We start from the raw sequence: 25,830 nt of genomic DNA, 5'->3' as shown, positions 1-25,830 counted from the left end.
CGCTTTTACTTTATAAGGTACGCGTTACCAGTTCTGGGCCGTATTTTCTTCGTCGATATAAAGCGCAGACAGGCTGTCGGAATAGTCCATCAGGAGTTCGGCATACTCTTCCGCCGACAATCTCTGGAGCCGGTGCACACGCGCCATGCGATAGCTCCAGAACGAGCTAATATGGCTAAGGATGCCGATCCGCTCGCCAAGCTCGAAAAAAAGCGACGGCCCTTCCAGCAAAAAGCGGCGGAATGGACCTGGATCGCGCCCTTTCGTGAGGGCCAGATAGGCCTGATCATAAATGGCAAGTGTGCGCCCAACCGCGACAATGGCATGTGAAATGCGCCGTGCCAGACGCGGGCGGATGTCGCCCAGAAACTCCAGCACTGACTTGTCACGCGTCAGCATGGGCTGATAGGTGGCCAGCCCGTTCAGCACCTTGTTCAGCTCCCCCTGAAGCTCCGTATAGCGCCATTTGAAATAAAGGAAGCCGCGCCAGGAAAAGATTCCGTCAGAGAATTCCGCGGTCGAAAGGCGCAGCGTCATGCGCAGCGGATCAAGTTCATTATCCAGCTCATTGGCCAAGATCTTGCCGGCCAGCTTCAGCGTCGCCTGCTGCATGGTGGTGCCGAAGGCTTCGCGCACAAGGCTCTCGATCTCGCCATTGGCAAAGCCTATCATGCGGGCAATATCGGCCTGAGTGATATAGAGGTAGCAGGCTGCGGGTCTATAGCCACGGCGGCCCAGATGCTCACGCACCAGAAACGGATCGAGCGAAGGCAGTTCGTCAAGCGCTCGCAGCACTTCAACATCCGGCAGGGCCGCGACCGCCTTGGTGTTATAGATGTTGCGGAGAAAAGCCTCGTAACCGATCTGCCCGATCAGGATCGACTGCCCTCCCAGCTTAAGGTCATCAAGATCAAAGGGCAGGATGATCTTGGTCGTCGTACGCCGTGGCTTGGTGAACAGGTCCTGCTCGTTGGCGCGCAAGGTGTGTTTGAGGATCAGGGCGCGGTTCATTTGCTGGTTGGCGAAGAACGGCTTTTGCCGGTACTCCGCCTGTTCACCATGTGTGCGGTACACGAGACCGAGGTTGAGCACGCGCGAGGTCGAAGCCGTCTCGCTAAGGTTGGCGAGGCTGCGAACGTCTCTTTGTCCGCCTGACATTTCAAATACCATAAGAGGCCCCCCGCCCGACTCTGCAACTCGCCGGCCGCCCGTTGCGACCATGCGTCTCTTTAAGGTACGCCACTTATGCAACCGCGACATATGAGATCACACGGTTAATGCAGGGTAAATAAACACCGGTCAGTTGTCTCTGTGAACCCTCTCCAATGACACATTTTCGTGCATAATGCGAAATGATGGCCTATAGGGCCTGCGATGCCCTCGCAAAAGGAAGTGCAATGCGTCGTCTTCTGGCCCTTGTCGTCATCTTTGTAGCCGTACTGGGCCTGACCGCGTTGGGGGTGTGGCAGGTGCAGCGCCTGATGTGGAAAACGGCGCTGATCGAAACCGTAAATGCCCGCATCAATGCCGCACCGCAGCCTTTGCGGGCAGGACCGGGGGGCTGGCCCGCCTTTACAGCGGAACGCGATGAATACCGTCGCGTGACGCTGCGAGGGCATTTCCGCCACGATAAGGAGACACAGGTCTATGCCCTGACCGATCTGGGGGCCGGCTACTGGGTGATGACGCCGCTGGAAACGCCAGACGGCACGGTGATGATCAATCGCGGCTACGTACCGACCGACAAACGCGACCCGGCCACGCGCGCCGCCGGGCAGGTGTCAGGTGAGGTGCAGGTCACGGGCCTTATCCGCATGAGCCAGAACAAGGGCTGGCTGTTCTCGCAGCCCAATGACCCGACAAAAGACCAATGGTTCCTGCGTGACGTCGCGCAAATCGCTAAAGTGCGTCAGGTGGCGCTCCCCGGGTGGTTCATCGATGCGGAGGCCATGCCGGTGCCGGGCGGCTTACCGCAGGGCGGCCTAACTGTGGTGCGCTTTACCAACAATCATCTGGTATATGCGATCACGTGGTTCACTCTGGCGGGCGGACTGGCCGGCGTCAGTTTATGGTTGAGCCGTCGCGGTGGGCGTGAGGGCGGGAATTAGCCCAGATAAGCACGAAAAGTTGGGAAAAGGCGTGACGCGTGTTTGCCTTAAATCACCGCTTCGCGCCGCTTTTGCCCAATCGATTGTGTCCCCCTAGGTCTGCCTCGAACGTCCTTTTTGCTGTTTTTCGACCAACGTCATACCCAAAACAAAAGCGCCCGTCCGATGGACGAGCGCCTTTTTTTCTTCTCGTTTCAACCCTGCGGATCAGCAATCAGGCATGCACATTGTTCAGCCAACGCGCCAGTCGCTCCTCATTGCGGTCCATAATGGCCAGATGCAAGCGGCGGAAGGGCGCATTGACCAGTTCCAGCGACACGTCGAACATGCCCAGCCCACGACGCGGGGCAACGGCGGCGACAATGTGATCGCGCGGAATAGCGATGTCGAGCAGGATACCCTGATACTCCAGACGGTCTTCAAAGACGCGCAGTTCACAACGCCATAGGACCGGCGTCAGGAACAGGGCGATTGAGACCGGGATCATCCCCAGCACCACGCCCGAAAACTGCTGCAGGACGGTGCCGCCCGCCAGATAGGCCTGCGACATCAGCAATACGCCTGCGACAATTTGAAGCAGGGCCGCGCTGAGCAGGGCAATCTTGACGACCGGTCCGAAACGGTAGGTGTGCAGAGCATCCGTCATATCAGTTCCTCCAAACTTGACGCCAAAACTCACGAAAGCGTCAATTTGTCTCAGTGTTACGCGCCGCAACGGTTTGCGCAAGCGGAATCTGCGGCAATCTGACACATGCGTCATTTATTTATCCCCAGAGGCGGCGACCCTCACGCATTTTTTACATAAGTGCCGAATTTCAAATAACAAAATTACCCACATGGTTAACAGTCTGCGGCCTATGCGCCTGAGACAATTTGTCCCTTGCGCTTCTCCGCAATTTCATTAGGACGCGAACGCTTTGACATTTGAAAACCTCCCGCATGCGGGACTTACTTCGGTGAACGCGTCGTGCATCTGAATTTTTTTGAAGGCAGGAACCTGATCCGCAAAGGCCTAATCGCGGGCCTGATGGTGACCGCCGCCGTCTCCTTGAGCGGCTGTGACTGGGCGCTGATGGACCCCAAAGGTCCGGTCGGTCTCGCGCAAAAGGACCTGATCATCCTCGCTACCCTGCTCATGCTGATACCGGTCGTGCCGGTGATCGTCATGACGCTGTGGTTCGCCTGGCGTTACCGCGCGTCCAACACTAAGGCCACCTATGATCCGAATTTCGAGCACTCCAACCGCATCGAAGCCGTGGTCTGGGCCATCCCGACACTGATCATTATTGCGCTCGGCACAGTGACGTGGATTTCGACGCACGAGCTTGACCCGCACAAAAAGGTCGAGGCCGCCGCCGACAAGGTAGGCGTGACTCCCATCGAGGTGCAGGTCGTGGCGCTCGACTGGAAATGGCTGTTCATCTATCCGCAGTACGGTATCGCCACGGTCAACGAAATGGCAATGCCCGTCGGCGTGCCGGTTCATTTTGAGATCACCTCAGCCAGCGTGATGAACTCCTTCTTCATACCGCAGCTCGGCACGCAGATCTACGCCATGAACGGCATGCAGACCCACCTGTCGCTGCGCGCCGACCACGCCGGTGTCTATGACGGCATTTCGGCCAACTATTCGGGCTTCGGGTTTGCCGAAATGAAGTTCAAGGCGAAGGCCGTGGATCAGACCGGTTTCGACGCGTGGGTAGCCAGCGCCAAGGCGTCCGGTCAGACACTTGATACCGGCGCCTACAAGACCCTGCATCAGAAAAGCACCCTGAAAGCGCCGGCCTATTATGCGGCGGTTCAGCCCGCCCTCTTTACCAAGATACTCAACGGCTGCGCCGATGGTGGCCTGTGTAAGGAAGACGCCTTCAACATGGCGATGATGAAGAATCTGGTGCCCGGCGCGGTCGATTGCGTTGCCCCAGAAATTCTGACGTCCAAAAACAAGACGGCCGACAAGGTGGCGCTGAACCGCGCCATTCCGGAAAGCTGAGTTCCGCGCCGCCCCCACCGTTTGACCCGTAAAAAGATTATAACCCATGTCCAGCCCTGTCGCCGAACTCCACGAAGACCCCGTTCTTCGCTTCCTCTTCGGTAAACTCGATATCAGCTCCGTGCCGTGGCACGACCCCATTATCATGGGGGCCGGTGCCGGTATGGTCGGTGCCGCCGTGCTCGTTCTCGGCCTGACCACCTATTTCAAGCTCTGGCCCTATGTGTGGAAAGAGTGGCTGACCAGCGTTGATCACAAGAAGATCGGCGTGATGTACATCATCCTGGCCCTCATCATGCTGCTACGTGGCTTTGCCGACGCCCTGATGATGCGCGCGCAACAGGCATTGGCCTCGGCAGGCGGCGCGGGCTTCCTGCCGCCCGACCACTTTGACCAGATCTTCACCGCGCACGGCGTGATCATGATCTTCTTCGTCGCCATGCCCTTCGTAATCGGCCTGATGAACGTCATTATGCCACTTCAGATCGGGGCGCGCGACGTTGCCTTCCCGTATCTGAATAGCCTCAGCTTCTGGTTCACGGCGGCGGGTGCGGTGCTGATCAACGTCTCGCTGGTCATCGGTGAATTCGCGCACACGGGCTGGCTAGCCTATGCGCCACTGTCGGGACTACAGTTCTCACCCGGTGTTGGGGTGGATTATTATCTCTGGGCCATCCAGATTTCCGGGATAGGCACAACGCTGTCCGGGGTGAACCTGATTGCGACCATCTTCAAGATGCGTGCGCCGGGTATGACCCTGATGCGAATGCCGGTCTTCACCTGGACGACACTGGCCGCCAACATCCTCATCGTCGCCGCCTTCCCCATTCTGACCGTCACTCTGGCGCTGCTGGGCCTCGACCGCTATCTGGGGATGCACTTCTTTACCAATGACGGCGGTGGCAACGCCATGATGTACGTCAACCTGATCTGGGCCTGGGGTCACCCGGAAGTGTACATCCTTGTCCTGCCCGCCTTCGGTATCTTCTCGGAGATCGTGGCCACCTTCTGCCGCAAGCGTCTGTTTGGCTATGACGCCATGGTCTATGCGACCATGTGTATTGCTATTCTGTCCTTCATCGTATGGCTGCACCACTTCTTCACCATGGGCGCAGGTGCCAACGTCAACGCCTTCTTTGGCATCTCAACGATGATCATCTCGATCCCCACCGGGGTTAAGGTGTTCAACTGGCTGTTCACCATGTACCGCGGCCGCGTGCGCCTCGAAGTACCGATGCTGTGGACCATGGGCTTCATCATCACCTTCGTCATCGGCGGCGCGACCGGCGTCATGCTGGCCATTCCGGGGGCAGACTTCGTGCTGCATAACTCGGTCTTCCTGATTGCCCACTTCCACAATGTCATCATCGGCGGCGTTTTGTTTGGCTGTATCGCGGGCCTGAACTACTGGTTCCCGAAGGCCTTCGGCTTCCGCCTGCATTCGGGCATCGGCAAGGTCAGCTTCTGGTGCTGGCTGATCGGGTTCTACGTTGCCTTCATGCCGCTCTACGCGCTGGGCCTGATGGGCATGACCCGCCGCCTGAGCCACATGGACAACCCCGTCTGGCATCAGTACCTGATCGTCGCCGCCATCGGTGCCCTGATCATCTTCGCCGGCATCATCGCCCAGATCGTGCAGATCGGCTATTCCATCTGGAAGCGCGATGAGCTGCGCGACGATAGCGGTGACCCATGGGATGGCCGCACATTGGAATGGGCGACCTCTTCGCCGCCGCCCTTCTATAACTTCGCCGTCACCCCGGCCATCGGGAACCACGATGCCTTCTGGGACGCCAAGCAGACGGGTCAGGCCTATATCCAGCCCAAGGCCTATGAGCCAATCCACATGCCGCGCAATACGGCAACCGGCCTGCTGATCGGTCTGGCCAGCATTTCGTTCGGCTTCGCGCTCGTCTGGCACATCTGGTGGCTGGCTGTCGTCACCCTGATCGGCATGATCGGTCTGGCCATCCTGCAAACCTTCAATGAAGACCGCGACTATTACGTCCAGCCTGACGAGATCAAGGCTATCGAAGACGCGCGCTTCGCCAAGCTCAAAACGACGGAGGCGTAACCATGAGCAGCACCCCCGTTAATCCGGCGGAAAACCCCGTGGGCGCTTTCAAGCAACAGCTGGAATCGGCCTACGACCACAATCCGAACGACGTCCACGACACGCACGATCACCATCACCACGACGAAGAGGCCAAGGTTACACTCGGCTTCTGGATCTACCTGATGAGCGATTGCCTGATCTTTGCGACCCTGTTTGCCACCTACGCGGTGCTGAAGGACGCAACCGCAGGCGGCCCCAATGGCCGTGAGCTGTTCGATCTCGGCTTCGTCGCCATCGAAACCTCGCTGCTTCTGCTGTCGTCGCTGACCTTCGGTCTGTCGATGATTTCGATGCAGAACAACAAGCTGAACGGCGTTCTGGGCTGGCTGGCCGTGACCGGGCTTCTGGGCCTTGGCTTCATGGGCATGGAACTTTATGAGTTCAACCACCTGATCCACGAAGGTGCCGGTCCCGACCGGTCGGCCTTCCTGTCGGCCTTCTTTACGCTGGTCGGCACGCACGGCCTGCACGTCACGTCGGGCCTGATCTGGATGGGTGTCATGTTCGTCCACTTGTTCCGCCGCGGCCTCACCCCCGCCAACCGTATCCGCATGATGGAACTGAGCCTGTTCTGGCACTTCCTCGACATCATCTGGATCGGCGTTTTCAGCATCGTCTATCTGATGGGAGCCGCCTGATGCACATCCCTGACAAACCCACCCTGCACCCCGCCAAGGACCCGCATACCTCGCTGGCAGACCACCATGCGGTGGATAAGCTCCAGCATGGTCAGGGCCATGGCCGCGATCATGGCGCGGGCCACGCCTCGGTGAAGGACTATCTGATCGGCTTTAGTCTGTCGGTCATTCTGACGGCTATTCCGTTCGCCCTGACCATGCTGAAGCTTCTGCCGGCCGCGACCCTGGTGCCGGTCATCCTGATCCTTGGCGTGATCCAGATTGTGGTGCACCTGCGCTATTTCCTGCACATGAACAGCTCCTCGAGCCAGGTGTGGAACAATCTCGCTTTTATCTTCACGGCGATTATTGTCGGCATCCTGATCGTTGGCTCCTTGTGGGTGATGACGCATCTCAACCACAACATGGCCCCCGGCATGATGAGCGGCGGCGGTATGGGTTAAGCCCCCGCCCTCATTGACGACACCGTACCGCCCGGACTTTGTCTGGGCGGTTTTCTTATGCCGTCTGATAAAATAAAATGATCATTGCAAAATTAAATTATATGAAATAATTTTTCCAAAACGTCAAAGATTAGCCCTGACAGGTGGAAACCCATGCGACATATCTCACACTTTATCGGCGGGCAGGCGGTAGCGGGGGTGTCGGGCCGGGTCGGTGAGGTGTTCGATCCGAATACCGGCCGGGTTCAGGCGAAGGTCGATCTGGGCACCTCGGAGGAGCTGGCTCAGGCCGTAGCGGTGGCGAAGGTGGCGCAGGCGGGTTGGGCCGCGCTTAATCCGCAGCGCCGCGCGCGGGTGATGTTTGAGTTCAAACGCTTGCTGGAACGTGACATGGACGCGCTGGCGCATCTTCTGGCATCCGAGCATGGCAAGGTCATTTCCGATGCGAAGGGCGATATTCAGCGTGGGCTGGAGGTCGTTGAGTTCGTCTGCGGCATCCCGCATCTGCTGAAAGGCGAATATACAGAAGGCGCCGGGCCTGGCATTGACGTCTTTTCGATGCGTCAGCCACTGGGTGTCGTGGCCGGCATCACGCCATTCAACTTCCCGGCCATGATCCCCATGTGGATGTTCGCACCGGCGCTGGCCACCGGCAATGCCTTCATCCTCAAGCCGTCCGAGCGTGACCCTTCCGTCCCCGTGCGGCTGGCGGAGCTGCTGCTGGAGGCTGGTCTGCCCGAAGGCGTGCTCAATGTCGTGCACGGCGACAAGGTGGTGGTTGATGCCATACTTGATCACCCCGATATCCGCGCCGTGAGCTTCGTCGGCTCGTCTGACATCGCGCAATACGTCTATGGTCGCGGGTCGCAAAACGGCAAGCGGATGCAGTGCATGGGCGGCGCAAAGAACCACGGCATCGTCCTGCCTGATGCCGATCTCGATCAGGCGGTGGCCGATATAATGGGGGCCGCCTATGGCTCTGCCGGCGAACGTTGCATGGCGCTGCCTGTGGTGGTGCCGGTGGGCGAAGAGACGGCGGAGCGTCTGCGGCCGAAGCTTCTGGCGGCGGCCGAAGGCTTGCGCGTCGGTGTCTCGACCGATGCCGAGGCCCACTATGGCCCGGTCGTGTCGGCGGCGCACAAGGCGCGCATCGAACACTATATCCAGATGGGCGTCGATGAGGGGGCTGAGTTGGTGCTCGACGGGCGGGGCTTCAAACTTCAGGGGCATGAGGAGGGCTTCTTCCTGGCCCCCAGCCTGTTCGATCACGTGACCCCCGCCATGCAGACCTATCAGGACGAAATCTTCGGTCCGGTGCTGCAAATCGTGCGGGCTAGGACCTTGGAAGAGGCCATCCGCCTGCCGTCGCAACACCCGTATGGCAATGGCGTGGCTATCTTCACGCGCAACGGCGACGCGGCGCGCGAATTCGCCTCACAGGTTGAGGTCGGCATGGTCGGCATCAATGTCCCCATCCCCGTCCCAGTCGCCTATCACAGCTTCGGCGGCTGGAAGCGCTCCGGTTTCGGCGACCTCAACCAATATGGCATCGATGGCGTGCGTTTCTATACCCGCACCAAAACCGTTACACAAAGATGGCCGCGCGCGGGCCAGAGTCACGATTCCAGCTTCATTATTCCGACTATGCGTTGACGCTGGAATAAAAATTCCATTTACTATCTAAACAAAACAAGCCGACCAATCGGCACGTCCATCCGGGGCACCCTGCCACACGCCTTCGCCCCGGACATAGAACAGATGACGCAGCCGTAAGGCGCACGGTTCCACGGGAGGAACTCTATGTCGATTAACCGCCGCCACCTGCTGGCCGCCAGTCTTGGCCTTGGTCTGGGCCTGACCGCCTGTCAGAAATCCGGTTCCGCCTCCGCTACCGACGGCATCGTCGTCAGCTTCAGTGACCTGTCACAACCCTTCTTCGTGGCCATGCGCCGCGATCTGGAGGACGAGGCCAAAAAGCTCGGTGTAAAGGTACAGGTGCTGGACGGTCAGAACAACTCCTCCAAGCAGGTGTCCGATCTGGAGGCCGCGCGCGTCCAGGGCATCTCGGCGGTAATCATCGCCCCCACCGACTCCAAGGCGCTGGCCTCGGCCACCGACGCCCTGATCGACGAAAAGACCTTGGTCGTGTCCGTCGATCGTCAGATCGGCGGCGGAAAACACCCGGTGCCGCATTTTGGGGCCAATAATGTCGAAGGCGGGCGAGCCATGGCAGACTGGGTGGTCAAGACCTACCCCAAGGGGGCCAAGGTCGTCGTCATCACGAATGATCCGGGCAGCACCTCTTCAATTGAGCGCGTCAAGGGCGTGCATGAAGGATTGGCGGCGGGCGGTGCGACCTATCAGATCGTCGCCGAACAGACCGGCAATTCCAAGCGGGATCAGGCGCTTAGCGTCACCCAGAACGTCCTCACGTCGATGGGCGGCGCGCATCCGGACGTCATCCTTTGCCTTAATGACGACATGGCCATGGGCGCGCTTGAGGCCATTCGCGGCGCAGGCTTTACGACGCAGCAGATAGCCGTTTTGGGCTTCGATGCGATTCCCGAAGCGCTGGAACGTATCCGCGACAGCGAAATGGCCGCCAGCGTCGAACAGAATCCGGGCGAGCAGATCCGATCGGCTCTGCGCGCTGTCGTGGCCAATCTGAAAGACAAAACCCCGATTGTCTCCAAAAGTCTGACGCCGGTGCTGATCACCCGCGACACGCTCGCTCAGGCGTCGCGCATTGGCGAAGTGAAGTAGGCCGACCATGGCCCTGCTCGAAGCCAGTGAAATCACCAAGCGTTTTCCCGGTGTCGTGGCGCTGGGCGGGGCGAGCTTGCGCGTCGAAGCAGGCGAGGTTCATGCCCTGCTGGGAGAAAACGGCGCGGGCAAATCGACGCTCCTGAAAATACTGGCCGGGGCGCAGGGCAGCGACGGTGGGACGCTTACCTTTGACGGGAAGCCTCTCCGCCCCGACGATACGCCCAGCCAGCGGCAAAAGGCGGGCATTGTTACCATCTATCAGGAGTTCAACCTTCAGCCCTTCCTGAGCGTCGCTGAAAACCTCTATCTGGGGCGTGAACCCCTGCGCTTGGGCCTGATTGATCATCGGCAGATGCGCGCCGATGCCTGCCGCATTCTGAACGATCTGGGTCTCAGCCTCGATCCCGATCTGGAGGTCAGCCGCCTCAATGTCGCAGATCAGCAGATGGTCGAAATCGCCAGAGCCATGACGCTTCAGGCGAAGCTGATTATTATGGACGAACCCACAGCGGCGCTCAGCCCGCGTGAAGTGGACATACTGCACCGCATCGTTGGCACACTTAAAGCACGCGGCATCGCGGTCATCTATGTCACCCACCGCCTGAAGGAGGTGAAGGCCATCTGTGACGCCTATACGGTGTTGCGCGATGGGCGTTTTGTGGCCAGCGGTCAGGTGTCAGACGTCAGTATCGATGACATGGTGCGCCTGATGATCGGGCGCGATGTCGCCTTTCTCAAGCGCCCTGCGCGTCAGGTCGCACCGACGCCAGTTCTGCGGATCGAAGGGGTTAGCCGCCGACGTGGCGCGCATGAGGCGCGCGGCACCTCCCTCGACAATATTTCTTTTGAGGTGAACGCCGGAGAAATCGTTGGTCTGGCCGGGCTGGTCGGCGCAGGACGCACGGATCTGGCGCGCGTGCTTTATGGGGCCGACCGCAAGGATAGCGGGCGCATCCAGTTATGTGGCCGCGCGCTCGACATCGCCTCCCCGGCGCAGGCCCTGGACGCTGGAATCGCGCTGGTGCCCGAAGACCGTAAGCAGCAGGGCTGTTTTCTCGATCACTCTATCCGCCATAACCTTTCGCTATCAGGGCTGAAGGCCCTGTCGCGTCCCGGCGGCTTCGTCGATGAGGGGGCCGAGCGCCGCCTCGTCGAAACCTTCCGGCAGAAGCTGCGCATCCGCATGAGCAGTGCCGAAGCCGCCATAGGCACCCTGTCTGGCGGCAATCAGCAGAAGGTGCTTCTGGCGCGCTGCATGGCCCTGTCCCCCAAGGTGCTGATCGTCGATGAACCGACACGTGGCATTGATGTCGGCGCCAAGGCTGACGTGCATCAGGTCCTGTTTGACATGGCGTCCGAAGGCATGGCGGTCATCGTCATCTCCTCCGAACTGCCCGAAGTGATGGCCGTCAGCGATCGTATCATCGTCTTCCGCGAAGGCCGCATCACCGGCACACTGGAAGCCGCCGCTGCGGATGAAGAAACCCTGATGGCGCTGATGGCCACCGGCAGCGCCCCCAAGCCTCCAACCCTTGAGTCCCATTGATGACGTCCACCCCTGCCCCCGCCCCTGACCTGCCTGCGCCCCCGGCCAAGCCGCCCTTCGACACGGTGGCCTTTTTGCGGACTTGGGGGACGACCCTGTTTCTGCTGCTGCTGATTGTCGGGTTCGCAGCTTGGAACCCGCGCTTTCTGTCGCTGCGCAATGCGCTTAACATACTGACCGAGGTGTCGATCTATGGCGTCATCGCCGTCGGCATGACTTTCGTCATCCTCACCGCCGGGGTCGATCTGGCGGTAGGCTCACTGCTGGCCTTTGCGGCGATTGCCGCCGCCTGGGTGGTGCAGCATATGGGCGGCGACCTGCCGCAATGGCTGGTGGCGCTCAGCGTCGCCTCAGCCATTGGTCTGGCGGCAGGCTATGCGCACGGCAAAACGATTACCTGGCTGAAGGTGCCCGCCTTTATCGTGACACTCGGGGGGATGACCATCTGGCGCGGGGCAACACTGATCCTCAATGACGGCGGGCCGATTTCCGGCTTTGATGCCGGCTATCGCTGGTGGGGCACGGGGACGGTTCTGGGTGTACCGGTGCCGGTCATCCTTTTTGCCCTCGTCGCGCTGGCCGGGCATGTGACACTGCGCTATACGCGCTTCGGGCGGCAGGTCTATGCGGTAGGCGGTAATGCCGAAGCCGCACGCCTGGCCGGGATCAATGTCAAGGCGATACTGATCAGCGTCTATGTGATCGTTGGCTTTCTGGCTGGGCTGTCGGGCTTTTTGCTGTCGGCTCGCCTCGGTTCGGCAGAGGCCGTGGCGGGCATCAATTACGAACTGCGCGTCATCGCTTCGGTCGTGATCGGCGGGGCCAGCCTGTCGGGCGGCGCGGGCAATATCCGCGGCACGCTTATCGGAGCGCTGCTCATCGGGGTGCTGTCGAACGGGCTCGTCATCATGCACGTGTCGTCCTATTTCCAGCAGGTGGTGATCGGCCTGATCATCGTCGCGGCCGTCGCCTTTGATGCCTACGCCAAATCGCATCGTGGAAAGGTCTGATCGTATGTCCTATGGTTTGAAACGTAGCGGTTCGGTCCGCGCCCTGATATTGGCAGCGGCCCTGTGCACCCTCAGTGTTCCGGCTGGGGCGCAGCAGACGGCGACCCCGGACTATACGGTTCTGGCCAACCCGTTCGTAGGCGTTGATGACGGTGGCAATACAGTCCCCGGCGCGGGCATCCCCTTTGGCTTTATCTCCTTGAGCCCGGATACGGCCAATGGCGACACCAATGGCTACGACTCCAAAAGCGCCATTCTGGGCTTCAGCTTCACCCACGTCACCGGAACCGGCGGCACCAGCAAGTACGGCAATTTCCGCGTCACCCCGACGTCTGGTGAACTGGGCGTCAACCATCTGGTTTTCGCCAGGCACGATGAGATGGCCTCGCCCGGCTATTATGCCGTAACCCTGGCCAATGATCCGTCAAAGGCCGTGCGTGTCGAACTGACGGCCTCACGACTGGTAGGCTTCCAGCGCGTGACCTTCCCCAAGGGCGCGCCCGGTCAGTTTGTGCTCGACGCCACTTCTGTCATCGGTCTGCGCGGGAGTGGTCAACGCACCACGGCGGCACAGGTCGAGGTGGTGGACGACCACACCCTCTCCGGCTGGGCCAGCTTTGAAGGCGGCTGGAACCCGGCCCCCTACAAGCTCTACTTCTACGCTGTGTTCGACCGACCAGCGGTAAAATACGGGGCGTGGAGAGCCCGACAGGGCGAGGCCCAGATTCAGACCGGCACCGGGCGTCTGGACGGCGGCAATCAGACCAAGAGCGCCGCAAACCGTCAGGGGCTTATGATCGAATACGACACTGAGCAGGAGTTTTCGAACCGGCTGGGTGGTTTCATGACGTTCGATACGACGAACAGCTCTGTCGTGCAGATGAAGCTGGCTGTCTCTTTCATTAGCGTCGAAAAGGCCAAAGCCAATCTCGCCGCCGAACTGCCTGGGTGGGACTTCGATGCGCAGCACGAAAGGGCACGCGATCTGTGGAACGGCGCGCTCTCCAAAATCGAGGTCGAAGGCGGCGACGACACCCAGAAACGCAACTTCTATTCGGGACTCTACCGCAGCCACACCATGCCGCACGACCTGAGCGGCGAGAACGTCTGGTGGAACTCAAACGAGCCCCATTACGAGGATTTCTATACCCTGTGGGATACGTTCCGTACCCTGCATCCGCTGATGACCATCATCCAGCCGCAGCGCCAGCGCGACATGATCCGCTCGCTGATCGATACCTATGCCCATACGGGCTGGCTGCCGGATTCACGCATCGCCGGGGCCAATGGCATGACGCAGGGAGGATCGAACGGCGATGTGCTGATCGCCGATGCCGTCGTCAAAAACCTCGGTGGCTTTGATGTCAAACAGGCCTATGCCGCCTTGCTTAAGAATGGCGAGGTCGAAAGCGACAAGCCCTTCCTTCAGGGGCGCGTGCTGAAGGACTATCTGTCTCTGGGCTATGTCTCGATGAGCCAGACGCGCTCGGCGTCGCGCACGCTCGAATACGCCTATAACGACTTCGCCATCGCCTCTGTGGCCGCGCATCTGGGTGACAAAGCCGTTCAGGCCCGCTATCTCAAACGCGCCGAGGCGTGGAAAAAGCTGTGGGACGATGATCTGGGCTGCATCCGTCCGCGCTATGCAAACGGACGCTGGCTGGAAAACTTCACCTGCACCTATGACTATCCGGACAAGTCCGGCCCGTGGTGGGAGGCCCCGTTCTATGAGGGCAATTCGCTGCAGTATTCGACCTACGTACCGCACGATGTCGATGGGCTGATGGCGAAAACGGGCGGGCGCGAAGGCTTTGTGCGCTGGCTCGACCGGTTGTTTGACGAAGGCTATTACCTTCAGGGCAATGAGCCCGATATTCTGGCCCCCTGGCTCTATATCCACGCCGGGCGTCCGGATCGCACCGCCGAGCGTGTGCGGCGGATCCTGACTATGCACTATAAGCCGACGCGCAATGGCCTGCCCGGCAATGACGACGCGGGCACCATGTCCTCATGGTACGTCTGGGCCAGTCTGGGGCTCTATCCCAATGCGGGGCAGCCCTTCTACTACATCGGCTCACCCGTGTTCCGGAAGACGACCATTCACCTTGACGGCGGCAAGACCTTTCAGATCGTCGCGCCCAACACCTCTGAGACCAATCTCTATGTCACGGGTGCGCGTCTGAATGGCAAGATGATCGACCGCGCGTGGCTCACCCATGCCGAGCTGATCAGGGGCGGTACGCTGGAGCTGGATATGGCGGCCCAACCCAATGGCTGGGCCACCCAGTTTACTAAACCCTGACGACCTGACCGGTGGCGACCGAATAGGCCGCCGCTTCGGCCAGTTCCAGCGCGCGCACGGCATCGTCATAGCCCACCATCGGCTTGGCCTTACCCGCCACGATGTCGGCAAAGTGCGCGATTTCGCTACGATAGGCCTCGGCATAGCGGTCGAGGAAAAAGTTCTGGAAGGCATCGAGCACCGGACCTTCGGCCCCCCAGTGCGCCACCGTGCTTTCCAGCACATTGTCGGCTTTCAGAAGCCCCTTCTGCCCATAGGCTTCGAGGCGCTGATCGTAGCCATAGCCGGAACGGCGCGAATTGCTGATGACGCACAGACGACCAGAGGCGGTTTTCAGCGTCGTCTTCGCGGTGTCCACATCCCCCGCCTCACCGATGGCCGGATCGACCAGACAGGCCGCCGCTGCATAGACCTCGACGATCTCTTCGCCCAGAATAAAGCGCGCCATGTCAAAATCGTGGATAGCCATGTCCTTGAACAGGCCTCCCGATACCTTGACGTAGGACACCGGCGGCGGCGCGGGATCGTGGCTGACGATCAAAAGGCTTTCCAGCGCGCCGATACGCCCGGCCTCAAGCTGCTGTTTCAGAGCCCCGAAATGGCGGTCGAAACGACGATTGAAGCCCAACAGAAGCGGTTTATCCCCACCCAGTTGCGCTGCGGCTCCGCGTGCGGTTTCCAGATCCTGATCCAGCGGCTTTTCGCACAGGACCGCCTTGCCCGCCGCGATGCATTGAAGCGTCTGCGTCAGGTGCTGATCTGTCGGTGAGGCGATGATCACACCCTTGACTTTCGGGTCGGCTAATACGGCCTCAAAGGTCGAAACCTCAGACCCCAGCGCCTTCGCCAGTTCCGCCGCGCTGTCGCCCACCGGATCGACAATGGCCTTCAGGTGTAAGGCCGGGTGTGCGGCGACATTTCTGGCGTGGATACGACCGATACGCCCGGCGCCGATAACAGCCACTTCAAACATTGCGTTTCCTTTGGTTTGGGTCTGGCAGCAGGCCTGATCCCGCTTTGAAATATTTATTCCATTTTTGAAACCCGCACTTTAGATTGCAGGGTTCCACGTTTGGCTTTGTGTTTTGGAACAAATATTCCATATTGTGTCAACTTGGAAAATGCCTGATTCCCTACTCTGCGGCGGAGCGCACCGATGAGCCCACACCCAACGGAAATCCCCGAAGATGACCTGCCCGGCGGCGATGCGCCGCAGACGCTTGATGCCCTGCGCACGGCGATTATGCGTCAATATGACGACGCCTCGCGGCGCATGAAGCAGGTGGCCAGCTTCGTCCTGGACAAGCCTGAGGACGTGGCCTTTGAGACGCTGGCCGTGGTCGCCGAACGCGCCGACGTCCAGCCTTCAACACTGGTACGCTTTGCCAAGACGCTGGGCTATGCCGGGGCGTCGCAGATGCAGAAGGTCATCCGCGATGAGTTGTTGTCCAGCCACATCAGTCTGGCCTATGGGGAGCGGGCCCGCGCCTTTGGGGCCTCTGAGGCCATTGGAGAGGAAGGGCTCAGCACCATTCTCGACGAGTTTGCCGAGGCCGATATTCTGGCCCTCAATCATTTGCGGCAGAGTGTTTCAGCCGATCAGATTCGTACCAGTGTAGAGGCCATTATCGCCGCCGAGAACGTTTATATTGCCGGCTTTCGCCGCGCCTTTCCCGTCGCGTCCTACCTCGCCTACGCCCTTCAGCGGGCCGGTAAGCGCGTGGTGTTTCTTGACGGGGCGGGCGGCCTTTGGGAGCAGCAGGCGCGCGGTATCCGTGCCGAAGACCTGCTGATTGCCATCAGTTTCCGGCCCTATGCCGAAGAAACCGTGCGTTGCCATGCGCTGGCGTTGGAACGCGGCGCGCAGGTCCTGTCGATCACAGATTCCAACGTCTCCCCCCTCGTCAAGCCGGGGCACCAAAGCCTTTTGCTACGAGAGTCCGAAGTACGCGCCTTCCGCTCGCTCACGGCGCCTCTGTGTCTGGCGCAGTCCCTCGTCGTCGCTTACGCCTTCGCCAATGCACCCGAGGGGTAAAATCGTTTTGAAATGACAATTGCAAAATTTCAAATAAAGAAATAAACATTCCAAAAGAGGCCGTTTTAAGGGCCTCGTGGGAGGTTTTATGGGCGCTAACACCCTTGGCGGACTGGATGTCATTACGCTGGGCCGGTCCAGTGTGGACCTGTACGGGCAACAGATCGGTGGCCGTCTCGAAGACATGGCCTCGTTTGCCAAGTATGTCGGCGGCAGCCCGACCAATACGGCCATCGGTGCGTCGCGGCTGGGGCTGAAGGCCGGGCTGATCACGCGGGTCGGCGCCGATCATATGGGCCGCTTCATCCTTGAGGCGCTGCGTCGCGAAAGCGTAGATACGACCGGTGTGGTAACCGATCCGGCGCGCCTGACGGCGCTTGTTTTGCTGGGGATTGTCGATAAGGACACATTCCCGCTCATCTTTTATCGCGAAAACTGCGCCGACATGGCCATCGACATGGCCGATATTGACACTCGCTGGCTGACTTCAGCGCGCGCGCTGGTCATTGATGGCACACACCTCTCCCAACCGGGCGTTTTTGCCGCCAGTCTGGAGGCCGTGCGGCAAGTGAAGGCCGCAGGCGGCCAGATCGCCTTTGACATCGACTACCGCCCCGTTCTGTGGGGCCTGACGACGCGAGACATGGGCGAGCAGCGCTACGTCGCCGATCCGGAGGTGACGCGGCGTCTGGCCACCGTCACACCCTTGTGTGACCTGATTATCGGCACCGAAGAAGAGGTACGCATTCTCGGTGGGCATGAGGATGTGATAACCGCCCTCAAGGTCATTCGCGCCCAGACAAACGCCATACTGGTGTGCAAGCTCGGGCCGGACGGCTGCGCCATCTTCCCCGGTGAGGTCCCTGACCACATCACGGACGGGCTCGTCGTACCGGGCTTCCCTATCGAGGTGATGAATGTGCTGGGGGCCGGAGATGCCTTCAGCGCCGGCTTCCTGCGCGGCTGGCTGGGCGGCGAAGACCTCGCTACCTGTGGACGTTGGGCCAATGCCTGCGGGGCGCTCGTGGTCACCCGCCATTCCTGCGCTCCGGCCATGCCGACCTTCGATGAGTTACAAGCCTTTATGGCCGCGCAGCACCCGATGGCGCACGAAGCCCAAAGCGCGCTGGATCACCTGCACTGGGCGCGCACCCGCCACCGCGACTACGACGCCCTGATGATCCTGGCCATGGATCACCGGTTTCAGTTCGAGGAGATGGCAAGCGATTTCGGTGCCGACCTGACGCGCGTGTCGGCCTTCAAACGGCTGGCGCTCAGGGCCGTGGACCGCCTGGCGCAGGGCAATCCCGATTTCGGCGTGCTGCTTGATGGCCGCTATGGCGCCGAAGCCCTCAGCGAGGCCGGACATACGACCTACTGGATAGGCCGCCCGGTGGAGGTGCCGAAATCAAGGCCGCTGCAATTTGAAACAGGGGCAGATGTGGGGCTTGACCTGCACACCTGGCCCGTCAATCAGGTGGTCAAATGCCTTGTCCTCTATCATCCCGACGATGAAAAGGACCTGCGCGGCGAGCAGGAGCGTCAGCTTATCACCCTTTATGACGCGTGCCGCCGCTCAGGTCACGAACTGCTGCTGGAACTGATCCTGCCTGCCGGTATGGCGACCGATGCGATGACCCGCGCACGTGGCATGCAGCGCCTGTACGACCTCGGTATCAAGCCCGACTGGTGGAAGCTGGAACCCGTCGCTGATGCTGATACCTGGCAGAATATAGAAGCTGTCATTGCCGCCAATGACCCGCTGTGCCGCGGCGTCGTCGTTCTGGGCCTCTCAGCCCCCGAAAACGAGCTTCTGGAGGCCTTCGCGGTGGCTGCCCGCTTTGAGCGCGTGAAAGGCTTTGCCATCGGGCGCACCATTTTCCATGATGTCGCGGCACAGTGGCTGCGTGGTGAATTGGATGATGACGCCGCCACCGTCGTCATGGCAGACAAGCTGTCGCGGCTGGTGGACGGGTGGCGGACAATCCGTCAGCCGCAAAGCTGAGCGGGAGAGACGCCATGACCCTTATCCGACTGACCATGGCGCAGGCCCTGACGCGCTGGATGGCCGTGCAGATGATCGACTCAGACGACGGCCCCGTGCCCTTCTTTGCCGGCGTCTGGGCCATTTTCGGGCATGGAAATGTGGCCGGTCTGGGCGAAGCCCTCTATGCGGTGCACGATCGCCTGCCGACCTATCGGGCCCATAATGAACAGGGCATGGCGCACGCCGCCATAGCCTATGCCAAGCAGATGGCACGCGGCCGCGCTTTTGCCTGCACAACTTCCATCGGGCCGGGGGCGACCAATATGGTCACCGCCGCCGCCGTGGCCCATGTCAACCGCCTGCCGGTCCTTTTCCTGCCCGGCGACGTCTATGCCAGCCGCCGCCCCGACCCGGTCTTGCAACAGATCGAGGCGTTCGGTGACGCCACCGTCTCGGCAAATGACTGTTTCCGGCCCGTTTCGCGCTACTTCGACCGCATTACCCGCCCCGAACAGATACTGAAGGCTCTCCCCGCCGCCATGGCGGTGCTGACCGATCCTGCCAACTGCGGCCCAGTGACCCTCGCCCTTTGTCAGGATGTGCAGGCCGAAGCCTTTGACTATCCTGAACGTTTCTTTGAGCAACGCCTGTGGTCCCGCCGGCGCGCGCCGGCCGATGCCCAGGACCTGGCCGCCCTGCATCAGGCGCTGAATGAAGCCAAACGCCCCCTCGTTATCGCTGGAGGGGGCGTGCGCTATAGTCAGGCCGAAAGCGCCCTGTCGGCATTCTGCCTGAAACACCGAATTCCGCTCTGCGAAACGCAAGCCGGCAAGGGCGCCCTCCCCTATGACCACCCGTTCAATCTGGGCGCTATAGGCGTCACCGGCACGGATGTCGCCAATCAGGCGGCGCGTGAGGCTGACCTGATCATTGCCATCGGCACGCGGCTTCAGGACTTTACGACCGGTTCTGCGGCCCTCTTCCGGCAGGCGCGGATCGCATCGATAAATACGGCTGCCTTCGATGCGCATAAGTTCGATGCCCTGCCCGTCATCGGCGACGCAAAGACCGTCCTGTCGCAGATCTCGAGCGACTATCAGGCTCCGCAGAACTGGGCAGAGCGCCTGAGCGCTGCGCGCACCGTGTGGGAGACACGCGCTGACGCGGTTATGGCCGCACAGGGCACGCCTACCGAGGCTCAGGTGCTGGGCGCACTCATGCGGCGGGCCCCTGAAAACGCCGTAGTCGTGGCAGCCGCCGGAGGCCTGCCCGGCGATATGCATAAGCTGTGGCGGACGCGTCAGAGCGGCGGCTATCATATGGAATACGGCTATTCCTGCATGGGCTATGAGATTGCCGGCGGGCTCGGTGTGGCCATGGCCGAGCCGGAGCGCGAGGTCTATGTCCTCGTCGGCGATGGCAGCTATTTGATGATGAATTCGGAACTGGCCACAGCCGTCATGATGGGTGTGCGACTGACCGTCATCCTGATCGACAATCGCGGCTTTGGCTGCATCCATCGTCTGCAAAAGGCAACGGGCGGAGCCCCCTTCAACAACCGCCTCGAAGACAGTCACCACGAAACCCTGCCCGATATCGACTTTGTGGCCCACGCTCGCGCCATGGGGGCCCACGCCCAGCACGCGGGCTCCATCGACGCACTGGAAAGTGCCATCGAAGCCGCCAGAACCCGCGGCGGTGTCAATCTGATCCTCATAGAAACCGAGGCCACGCAAGGCTTGGGCGAAGGCGGAACATGGTGGGACGTGGCCGTTCCCGAAGTCTCCGACTCCGCCACCGTCCGCGCCGCACGCAACGCCTATGAACAAAAACTCAAAGCACTCAGGGACCCCTCATGACCATTACCTTCGGCGTCAGCCCCATTGCCTGGATCAATGACGACATGCCCGAACTCGGCGGCGATACGCCGCTCGACAGCGTTCTGAAAGACATTGCCGAGGTCGGTTTTGCCGGGTCGGAGCTGGGCGGAAAATTCCCCAAAGACCCCGTGGTTCTGAAGGCCCTGCTTGGTGGCTACGGGCTGGAACTGGTTGGGGGCTGGTATAGCTGCGAGCTTCTGACGCGTGAAGCCGAAGCCGAAATCGCGGCCCTGCAAGGACATCTGGCGCTTTTGAAGGCCATGGGCAGCCGCGTCTTCGTCATCGCCGAAACCAGCAATGCCATTCACGGTCAGAAGGACATCCCGCTGAAGGACCGCCCGCATCTCGATGCCGAAGGCTGGGTCCGCTTTGGTGCGCGCCTGAGCGCGGTGGCCGACTATGTTAACAGTCATGGCCTCAAGCTCGCCTACCACTACCATCTGGGCACGGTTGTGCAGGACGAAGCGGACCTGACGGCATTTCTAGACCACACCACGCCCAATGTCGGGGTAACGCTCGATACGGGCCACGCCGTTCTGGGCGGTATCGACCCCTATCGCCTGATCGACAGCCATCCGGAACGCATCGTCCACGTTCACTGCAAAGATGTGCGTCAGGCCGTGTTTGACCGCACCGCCGGGGCTGAGGACAGCTTCCTCAACGGCGTGCTGGCGGGTATGTTCACAGTTCCGGGCGACGGCTCGATTGACTTTACCCGCATTATGCAGGGCCTGAAACGCATAGACTATGCGGGCTGGATTATCATCGAGGCTGAGCAGGACCCGGCCAAAGCAGATCCACGCGCCTACGCTGATATGGGACTGAAAACCCTGCGGACCGCCGCTCTGGCCGCCGGACTGTCAGAGGCCGCCCGATGAGCCATCTGCGCGTTCGCCCGGCCCCGCCCGATACCGAGGGCCGCGTCACCGTCATTACGCCGCAGTCGGCAGGCTGGACCTATGTGGGTTTCACCCTGGTGCGACTGGACGCCGGTCAGACCTATCACGGGCACGAAGAGACGCGCGAAACCTGCCTCGTCATCGTCAGCGGGACCGCCAATATCGCGGCCGGAACGGATCACTTCGCCGCCGTCGGCGGGCGGCGCTCAGCATTCGAGGATGCGCCACCCGGGGCCGTTTTCGTACCGCCCGCCACCGCCTATGCCGTTACCTCCATGGACGCAGTCGAACTGGCCATCTGTACCGCGCCTGGTCAGGTCGGTCATGCGGTGCGCCAGATCGCGGCCTCGGACATGTCGAGGGAAGTGCGCGGTCAGGGCACTAATACCCGTTATATCCGCAACATCCTGCCGCAGGACCGCCCGGCCCATAGCCTGCTGGTTGTCGAGGTGGTCACTCCTGCCGGACACTGGTCCAGCTATCCGCCGCACAAGCACGACAGCGCCGAGCCTGAGCTGGAGACGCAGCTCGAAGAAACCTACTATCACCGTATCGACCCGCCGCAGGGCTTCGGCTTTCAGCGCGTCTATACCGATGATCGCAGCCTCGATGAGGCGGTGCTGGTCGAAGACGGCGACGTGGTACTGGTTCCGCGCGGCTATCACCCGGTCGGTGCGCCGCATGGCTACAGCCTCTACTACCTCAACGTCATGGCTGGACCGGAACGCCGCTGGATCTTCCGCAATGACCCGCAACACGAGTGGATGCTGAAAGGCTGAGGGGTGTCGGGATGATCAGACTGTGTCCTCCCCAAAACTCCAACCCCACATGTTACAAAAATTGGCCTTTTCTAACATGACAAGGAGGACGTGTTCGAAAACTGAGTTTCTTCGAACATGATTAAGCATGCAGGGGTCACGCCCCCTGCACCCCGAAACCGGGTGCGAACCTGCATTCGGACGAAGCCCTCTGCCCCATCGAGCTCTGCACCTGACCTAACGTTCTCGCCCCTCGTTATTGGGATAGAGGGGGCTGTGGCCCCTTAGACTTTAGCTCTCCAGCTCCGAAAATCACAAATCCACGTAACGGGCATTTAGAAGCCCGTATGGCGGGATTTCTCCCTTTTGGCACTCTGCATCAAAAACGAACTTGAAGGCCACTCACGCGCCTTCTGAGCGCGCCGTTGATAAGGTCGCGAAAATAAACGCTCCGAAAGTCGTTAAGACTCTGATTTTGAATCAGAAATTTACTGCTTCAGCGGTCCCACGGCCACCGGTTCGCCAAAATCGGGGGTGCCATCCTTGCGCCACTTCACGTATTGCAATCGGGAGTGGCGGTTGGGGTCGAAAAGCGAGTTGCCCTTGATCTCCTTATAGTCGCGGGCGTGATAGACGATGACATCGCGGCCGCGCTCGTCCACTGTGAAGCCATTGTGCCCCGGTCCCCAGATATTGTTCTTCTCAGAGCTGACGAAAACCGGTACCGGCGACTTGCTCCACGAGGCCGGGTCCATTAACTCGGCATCAGCCCTGGCCGAGAGAAGACCCAGACAATAGTTGTGATCGGTCGCCGAGGCCGAATAGGTTACGAAGACGCGGCCATTGCGTATCAGCACCGCGGGACCTTCGGCGACCTTGTACTTCACCGTCTCCCAGTCGTAGGTGGGAATGGTCAGGCGCACGGGCGCCTGCGCAAAGGTCGTCGCCGTGGCCAAAGGCGCGAGGTAGAGGTTGGAATTGGTGTCGATGCCGGGCTCCTTCTGGGCCCATATCATGTAGGTCACGCCCCGGTGCTTAAACAGGCTGGCGTCGAGATTGAAAGTGTCCCAGGGCATCTGCACCTGCACCGGCGGGTTCCACTTCGCGGTCAGTGGATTGGATTCAGCCGTAGAGATGACGTAGGTGCGCACGCGAAAGGGCTCGCCCTTATCCCCGGCTCCGAAATAGAGCCGCCACTGACCATCGAAATGATGCAGTTCCGGTGCCCAGATGTAGCCGCCCATCTTGCCCTCAGTTGGGCGACGCCAAACCACGACCTCCTCCGCTGCGGACAGTCCCCCCAGCGTCCTGGCGCGGCGAATGACCAAACGATCATACTCCGGCACTGTCGCCATGAAATAGTAATAGCCGTCACTGTGCTTCAGGATTTGTGGATCGGCGCGCTGCTCGATAATCGGGTTGATAATCGGTGCGGTTTTCGCCTTCGCGATTAATGGCGCGCTTAGTCCCGCAGCGCTCGCAGACCCAATAAACAGACGGCGCGATAATGAAGTGAGTTTTGGCATTTCGGCATCCCATTGTAATTATGTCTTACAATTACCCTATCGCCCTCCCCTGCCCTTGTCAAAACGCTCCTTTGATCCTTTTCCATATCTAAACATCTGGAAGCGTTAGAGACGTTCAAGAGTCTTAAGTTACAAAGTTAAACGCCCGCCGAAGCCTTAAATTCGCAATGGATTCATCTGGCTAGGCCTGCACAGTGTTCCCGTTGTGTCTGGTCTACGTTCCCGAAGTATCAAAGACTGCGTTCCCGAAGTGTCAGGGGATTGTTCCTGATGTGCCAAAGGCCGTTCCCGATGTGTCGAAACTCCCGTGCAGGGCTGGGGATTTTGAATCAATTTGGCTTCCCCCTTTGCAAAACTCGTTCAAACCGATTCCCTTCCTGTCAACAGATTCGGTTTTTGTGAGGGTTTGTCGCCAGACGCCGCAGAGTGATTCGTCACTTCGGGAACGCTTTTGAGGAAGATCGAAAAGAATGAAGATGAAACACGCCGGTGCCGCAGCCCTCGCCACCCACACCGGGCGCGTAAACGACAATCCTTTATTGGGTGACCTGGTGGGAAGCGAGTTCGCCGGAAGATCGTAGACGCCTGAGCGTATAGGCATGCAATGGGCGTTTTTTGTTGCGCTACCGCTTTGCTGTTTGAGCGCGATCCGTGCGTTGTCCCTTCATCAAATCTAGGCCCGCAACTGATGACGGTTCTTTTCGTGATAGCGCTTCACAAAGCCGATAAAGGCACTCTGGTAGCGGTCGGGGGCGCGTTCAGCACTTTCGCTCAGCCAGGCGCGGAAGTCTGCATGCAGGGCGTGGAAGTCCCAGCCGCGATAGTGTTTACGCAGGTGCTCCAGCGTGTCTTCGGTGATATAGCCGCGCGGTTCGTCATTGGCGCTGACGGGTTTGGGTTTAGCCGTCGGCTTGATCACTTCGACGGGCGCAGGGCTGGCATCGCGGCGGACCATATGCAGAAGTGGTTCGCGCGAGGTGGCGGCTTCGGTCAGGCTGAGATCGTACCCCGGCAGGTCGTTTCGGCGAACGATGGCAGCTATTTCGAACTTGAAGCGGCGGTACTGGCCTTCGGCGCCGGACTTTTCGAACAGGGTTGGCAGGGCGATGGCGAAACCGCCCTCACCTGCCCCGCCGGCGTGTTTGCGCGCGACCTTGTACAGCCAGCGCTCGCGCCCGCCCGTGATGTCGAAATAGGCGCGGTCGATCGACAGGACGCCCCCATTCATCAGCACGCCCTCATAGAACCAACTTGAGAGCGAGAGACTCAGCCCGCGCGAGCGATCAGTCTTTTCGTCGACCAGCTGGCTCCAGTTGTCGAGCCAGGAGAAGGTGGCCTCACGGCGTAAGTCCGAGCGGATATTGGTTTTGACGGTTGTCGATTGCAGCCGGTCCAGGGCTTGCCCCAAAAGCTCATAGGAGCGGCCCGAAATAGGGCGACCGATGGAGCGCAGGAGGTCATAGGGCATGATTTTCAGCGTGCGCGGAATGTCGTTGACGCGACGCTGTTTGAGGTCGTTCAGCACGCTGGCGCAATAGATCAGAATGTCGGCGTCCCAGATGGTCGCCATACCATAGTCAGGATTGGCCGAGACATGCACCCACACCTTGCCATCGGGTGAGGTGTAGTCGATCGGCTTTAGGCGCTTCGATTTGGCCAGACTGAAAAAAGGCCGCTCCATCATCTCGCGTTGATCGCGCAGGCTCAGATCGGCCAGATACGGCAGGAAGAGATCAATCTGTTCGGACTTGTCTTCGGCCATAATGCTGTAAGCCATGTCTGAGTGCTAACGTAAGACGCATAAGAATTCGGGGCTTCTTAAG

General features: G+C 60.3%; 20 protein-coding genes. 15 read left to right on the top strand and 5 right to left on the bottom strand.

All coding sequences use genetic code 11. From position 1 onward, the window contains the following. Positions 1 to 24: 24 nt before the first annotated feature. Positions 25 to 1,170, bottom strand: a complete 1,146-nt coding sequence (locus tag ASTEX_RS17825) for a hypothetical protein (protein ID WP_013481032.1) — start codon at positions 1,168 to 1,170, stop codon at positions 25 to 27. 227 nt (positions 1,171 to 1,397) lie between these two features. Here ASTEX_RS17825 and ASTEX_RS17820 point away from each other — a divergent pair, with 227 nt between their 5' ends. Then, positions 1,398 to 2,108, top strand: a complete 711-nt coding sequence (locus ASTEX_RS17820) for an SURF1 family protein (RefSeq protein WP_013481031.1) — start codon at positions 1,398 to 1,400, stop codon at positions 2,106 to 2,108. A gap of 214 nt (positions 2,109 to 2,322) precedes the next feature. On the opposite strand, the gene ASTEX_RS17815 is transcribed toward ASTEX_RS17820, so the two are convergent. After that, positions 2,323 to 2,754, bottom strand: a complete 432-nt coding sequence (locus tag ASTEX_RS17815) for a hypothetical protein (protein WP_013481030.1) — start codon at positions 2,752 to 2,754, stop codon at positions 2,323 to 2,325. 381 nt (positions 2,755 to 3,135) lie between these two features. Between ASTEX_RS17815 and cyoA the strand changes: the two genes are divergently transcribed. The 9 genes from cyoA (at position 3,136) to ASTEX_RS17770 (ending at position 14,922) form a co-directional block, all read left to right on the top strand. After that, positions 3,136 to 4,101 carry a ubiquinol oxidase subunit II gene (gene cyoA, locus ASTEX_RS17810; RefSeq protein WP_049781787.1) on the top strand — a complete coding sequence of 322 codons (966 nt, stop codon included), beginning with the start codon at positions 3,136 to 3,138 and terminating at the stop codon, positions 4,099 to 4,101. 46 nt (positions 4,102 to 4,147) lie between these two features. Further along, on the top strand, positions 4,148 to 6,175 hold the full coding sequence (cyoB, locus tag ASTEX_RS17805) for a cytochrome o ubiquinol oxidase subunit I (protein ID WP_013481028.1): 2,028 nt from the start codon (positions 4,148 to 4,150) through the stop codon (positions 6,173 to 6,175). Positions 6,176 to 6,177: 2 nt separating this feature from the next. Next, positions 6,178 to 6,855 carry a cytochrome o ubiquinol oxidase subunit III gene (cyoC, locus tag ASTEX_RS17800; RefSeq protein WP_013481027.1) on the top strand — a complete coding sequence of 226 codons (678 nt, stop codon included), beginning with the start codon at positions 6,178 to 6,180 and terminating at the stop codon, positions 6,853 to 6,855. After that, positions 6,855 to 7,298 (top strand): cytochrome o ubiquinol oxidase subunit IV, encoded by a 444-nt coding sequence (cyoD, locus tag ASTEX_RS17795; protein WP_013481026.1) that lies wholly within the window; start codon positions 6,855 to 6,857, stop codon positions 7,296 to 7,298. The genes cyoC and cyoD overlap by 1 nt, the downstream gene beginning before the upstream one ends. Before the next feature lie 153 nt (positions 7,299 to 7,451). Further along, a complete protein-coding gene (locus tag ASTEX_RS17790; protein ID WP_013481025.1) occupies positions 7,452 to 8,951 on the top strand; it encodes a CoA-acylating methylmalonate-semialdehyde dehydrogenase in 1,500 nt (499 codons plus the stop codon). 147 nt (positions 8,952 to 9,098) lie between these two features. Continuing rightward, positions 9,099 to 10,061 carry a substrate-binding domain-containing protein gene (locus ASTEX_RS17785; protein WP_013481024.1) on the top strand — a complete coding sequence of 321 codons (963 nt, stop codon included), beginning with the start codon at positions 9,099 to 9,101 and terminating at the stop codon, positions 10,059 to 10,061. Between the two features lie 7 nt (positions 10,062 to 10,068). Next, complete coding sequence (locus ASTEX_RS17780) at positions 10,069 to 11,610, top strand: sugar ABC transporter ATP-binding protein (RefSeq protein ID WP_013481023.1); 1,542 nt, start codon at positions 10,069 to 10,071, stop codon at positions 11,608 to 11,610. Further along, positions 11,610 to 12,620 (top strand): ABC transporter permease, encoded by a 1,011-nt coding sequence (locus ASTEX_RS17775; RefSeq protein WP_013481022.1) that lies wholly within the window; start codon positions 11,610 to 11,612, stop codon positions 12,618 to 12,620. The genes ASTEX_RS17780 and ASTEX_RS17775 overlap by 1 nt, the downstream gene beginning before the upstream one ends. Before the next feature lie 4 nt (positions 12,621 to 12,624). Next, on the top strand, positions 12,625 to 14,922 hold the full coding sequence (locus tag ASTEX_RS17770) for a GH92 family glycosyl hydrolase (protein ID WP_013481021.1): 2,298 nt from the start codon (positions 12,625 to 12,627) through the stop codon (positions 14,920 to 14,922). Here the strand turns inward: ASTEX_RS17770 and iolG are convergent. Next, positions 14,912 to 15,895 (bottom strand): inositol 2-dehydrogenase, encoded by a 984-nt coding sequence (gene iolG / locus ASTEX_RS17765; protein WP_013481020.1) that lies wholly within the window; start codon positions 15,893 to 15,895, stop codon positions 14,912 to 14,914. The genes ASTEX_RS17770 and iolG overlap by 11 nt on opposite strands. Positions 15,896 to 16,078: 183 nt before the next feature. On the opposite strand from iolG, the gene ASTEX_RS17760 reads away from it, so the two are divergent. The 5 genes from ASTEX_RS17760 to iolB all read left to right on the top strand — a co-directional run bounded on the left by ASTEX_RS17760 (position 16,079) and on the right by iolB (position 22,502). Further along, on the top strand, positions 16,079 to 16,957 hold the full coding sequence (locus tag ASTEX_RS17760; protein ID WP_013481019.1) for a MurR/RpiR family transcriptional regulator: 879 nt from the start codon (positions 16,079 to 16,081) through the stop codon (positions 16,955 to 16,957). A gap of 88 nt (positions 16,958 to 17,045) precedes the next feature. Beyond that, positions 17,046 to 18,962, top strand: coding sequence for a bifunctional 5-dehydro-2-deoxygluconokinase/5-dehydro-2-deoxyphosphogluconate aldolase (locus tag ASTEX_RS17755; RefSeq protein ID WP_013481018.1), 1,917 nt, complete (start codon positions 17,046 to 17,048; stop codon positions 18,960 to 18,962). A gap of 14 nt (positions 18,963 to 18,976) precedes the next feature. Beyond that, entirely contained in the window at positions 18,977 to 20,803 is a 1,827-nt protein-coding gene (gene iolD / locus ASTEX_RS17750; RefSeq protein ID WP_013481017.1) for a 3D-(3,5/4)-trihydroxycyclohexane-1,2-dione acylhydrolase (decyclizing), read from the top strand. Beyond that, positions 20,800 to 21,702 (top strand): myo-inosose-2 dehydratase, encoded by a 903-nt coding sequence (iolE, locus tag ASTEX_RS17745; protein ID WP_013481016.1) that lies wholly within the window; start codon positions 20,800 to 20,802, stop codon positions 21,700 to 21,702. Before iolD ends, iolE begins: the two co-directional genes overlap by 4 nt. Continuing rightward, positions 21,699 to 22,502, top strand: coding sequence for a 5-deoxy-glucuronate isomerase (gene iolB, locus ASTEX_RS17740; RefSeq protein WP_013481015.1), 804 nt, complete (start codon positions 21,699 to 21,701; stop codon positions 22,500 to 22,502). Before iolE ends, iolB begins: the two co-directional genes overlap by 4 nt. Positions 22,503 to 22,969: 467 nt before the next feature. Here the strand turns inward: iolB and ASTEX_RS17735 are convergent, their stop codons facing one another. Together ASTEX_RS17735 and ASTEX_RS17730 are read right to left on the bottom strand one after the other, a co-directional pair. Next, the gene (locus tag ASTEX_RS17735) at positions 22,970 to 24,007 is read right to left on the bottom strand and encodes a glycoside hydrolase family 43 protein (protein WP_013481014.1); all 1,038 of its coding nucleotides are present in this window, start codon (positions 24,005 to 24,007) and stop codon (positions 22,970 to 22,972) included. A gap of 673 nt (positions 24,008 to 24,680) precedes the next feature. Beyond that, positions 24,681 to 25,784 carry a replication initiator protein A gene (locus ASTEX_RS17730; protein WP_013481013.1) on the bottom strand — a complete coding sequence of 368 codons (1,104 nt, stop codon included), beginning with the start codon at positions 25,782 to 25,784 and terminating at the stop codon, positions 24,681 to 24,683. Between the last annotated feature and the right edge of the window lie 46 nt (positions 25,785 to 25,830).

Origin of the sequence: Asticcacaulis excentricus CB 48 (genome assembly GCF_000175215.2) — a bacterium.
GTDB lineage: Bacteria > Pseudomonadota > Alphaproteobacteria > Caulobacterales > Caulobacteraceae > Asticcacaulis > Asticcacaulis excentricus.
This window is presented reverse-complemented; position numbering and strand designations above follow the sequence as displayed.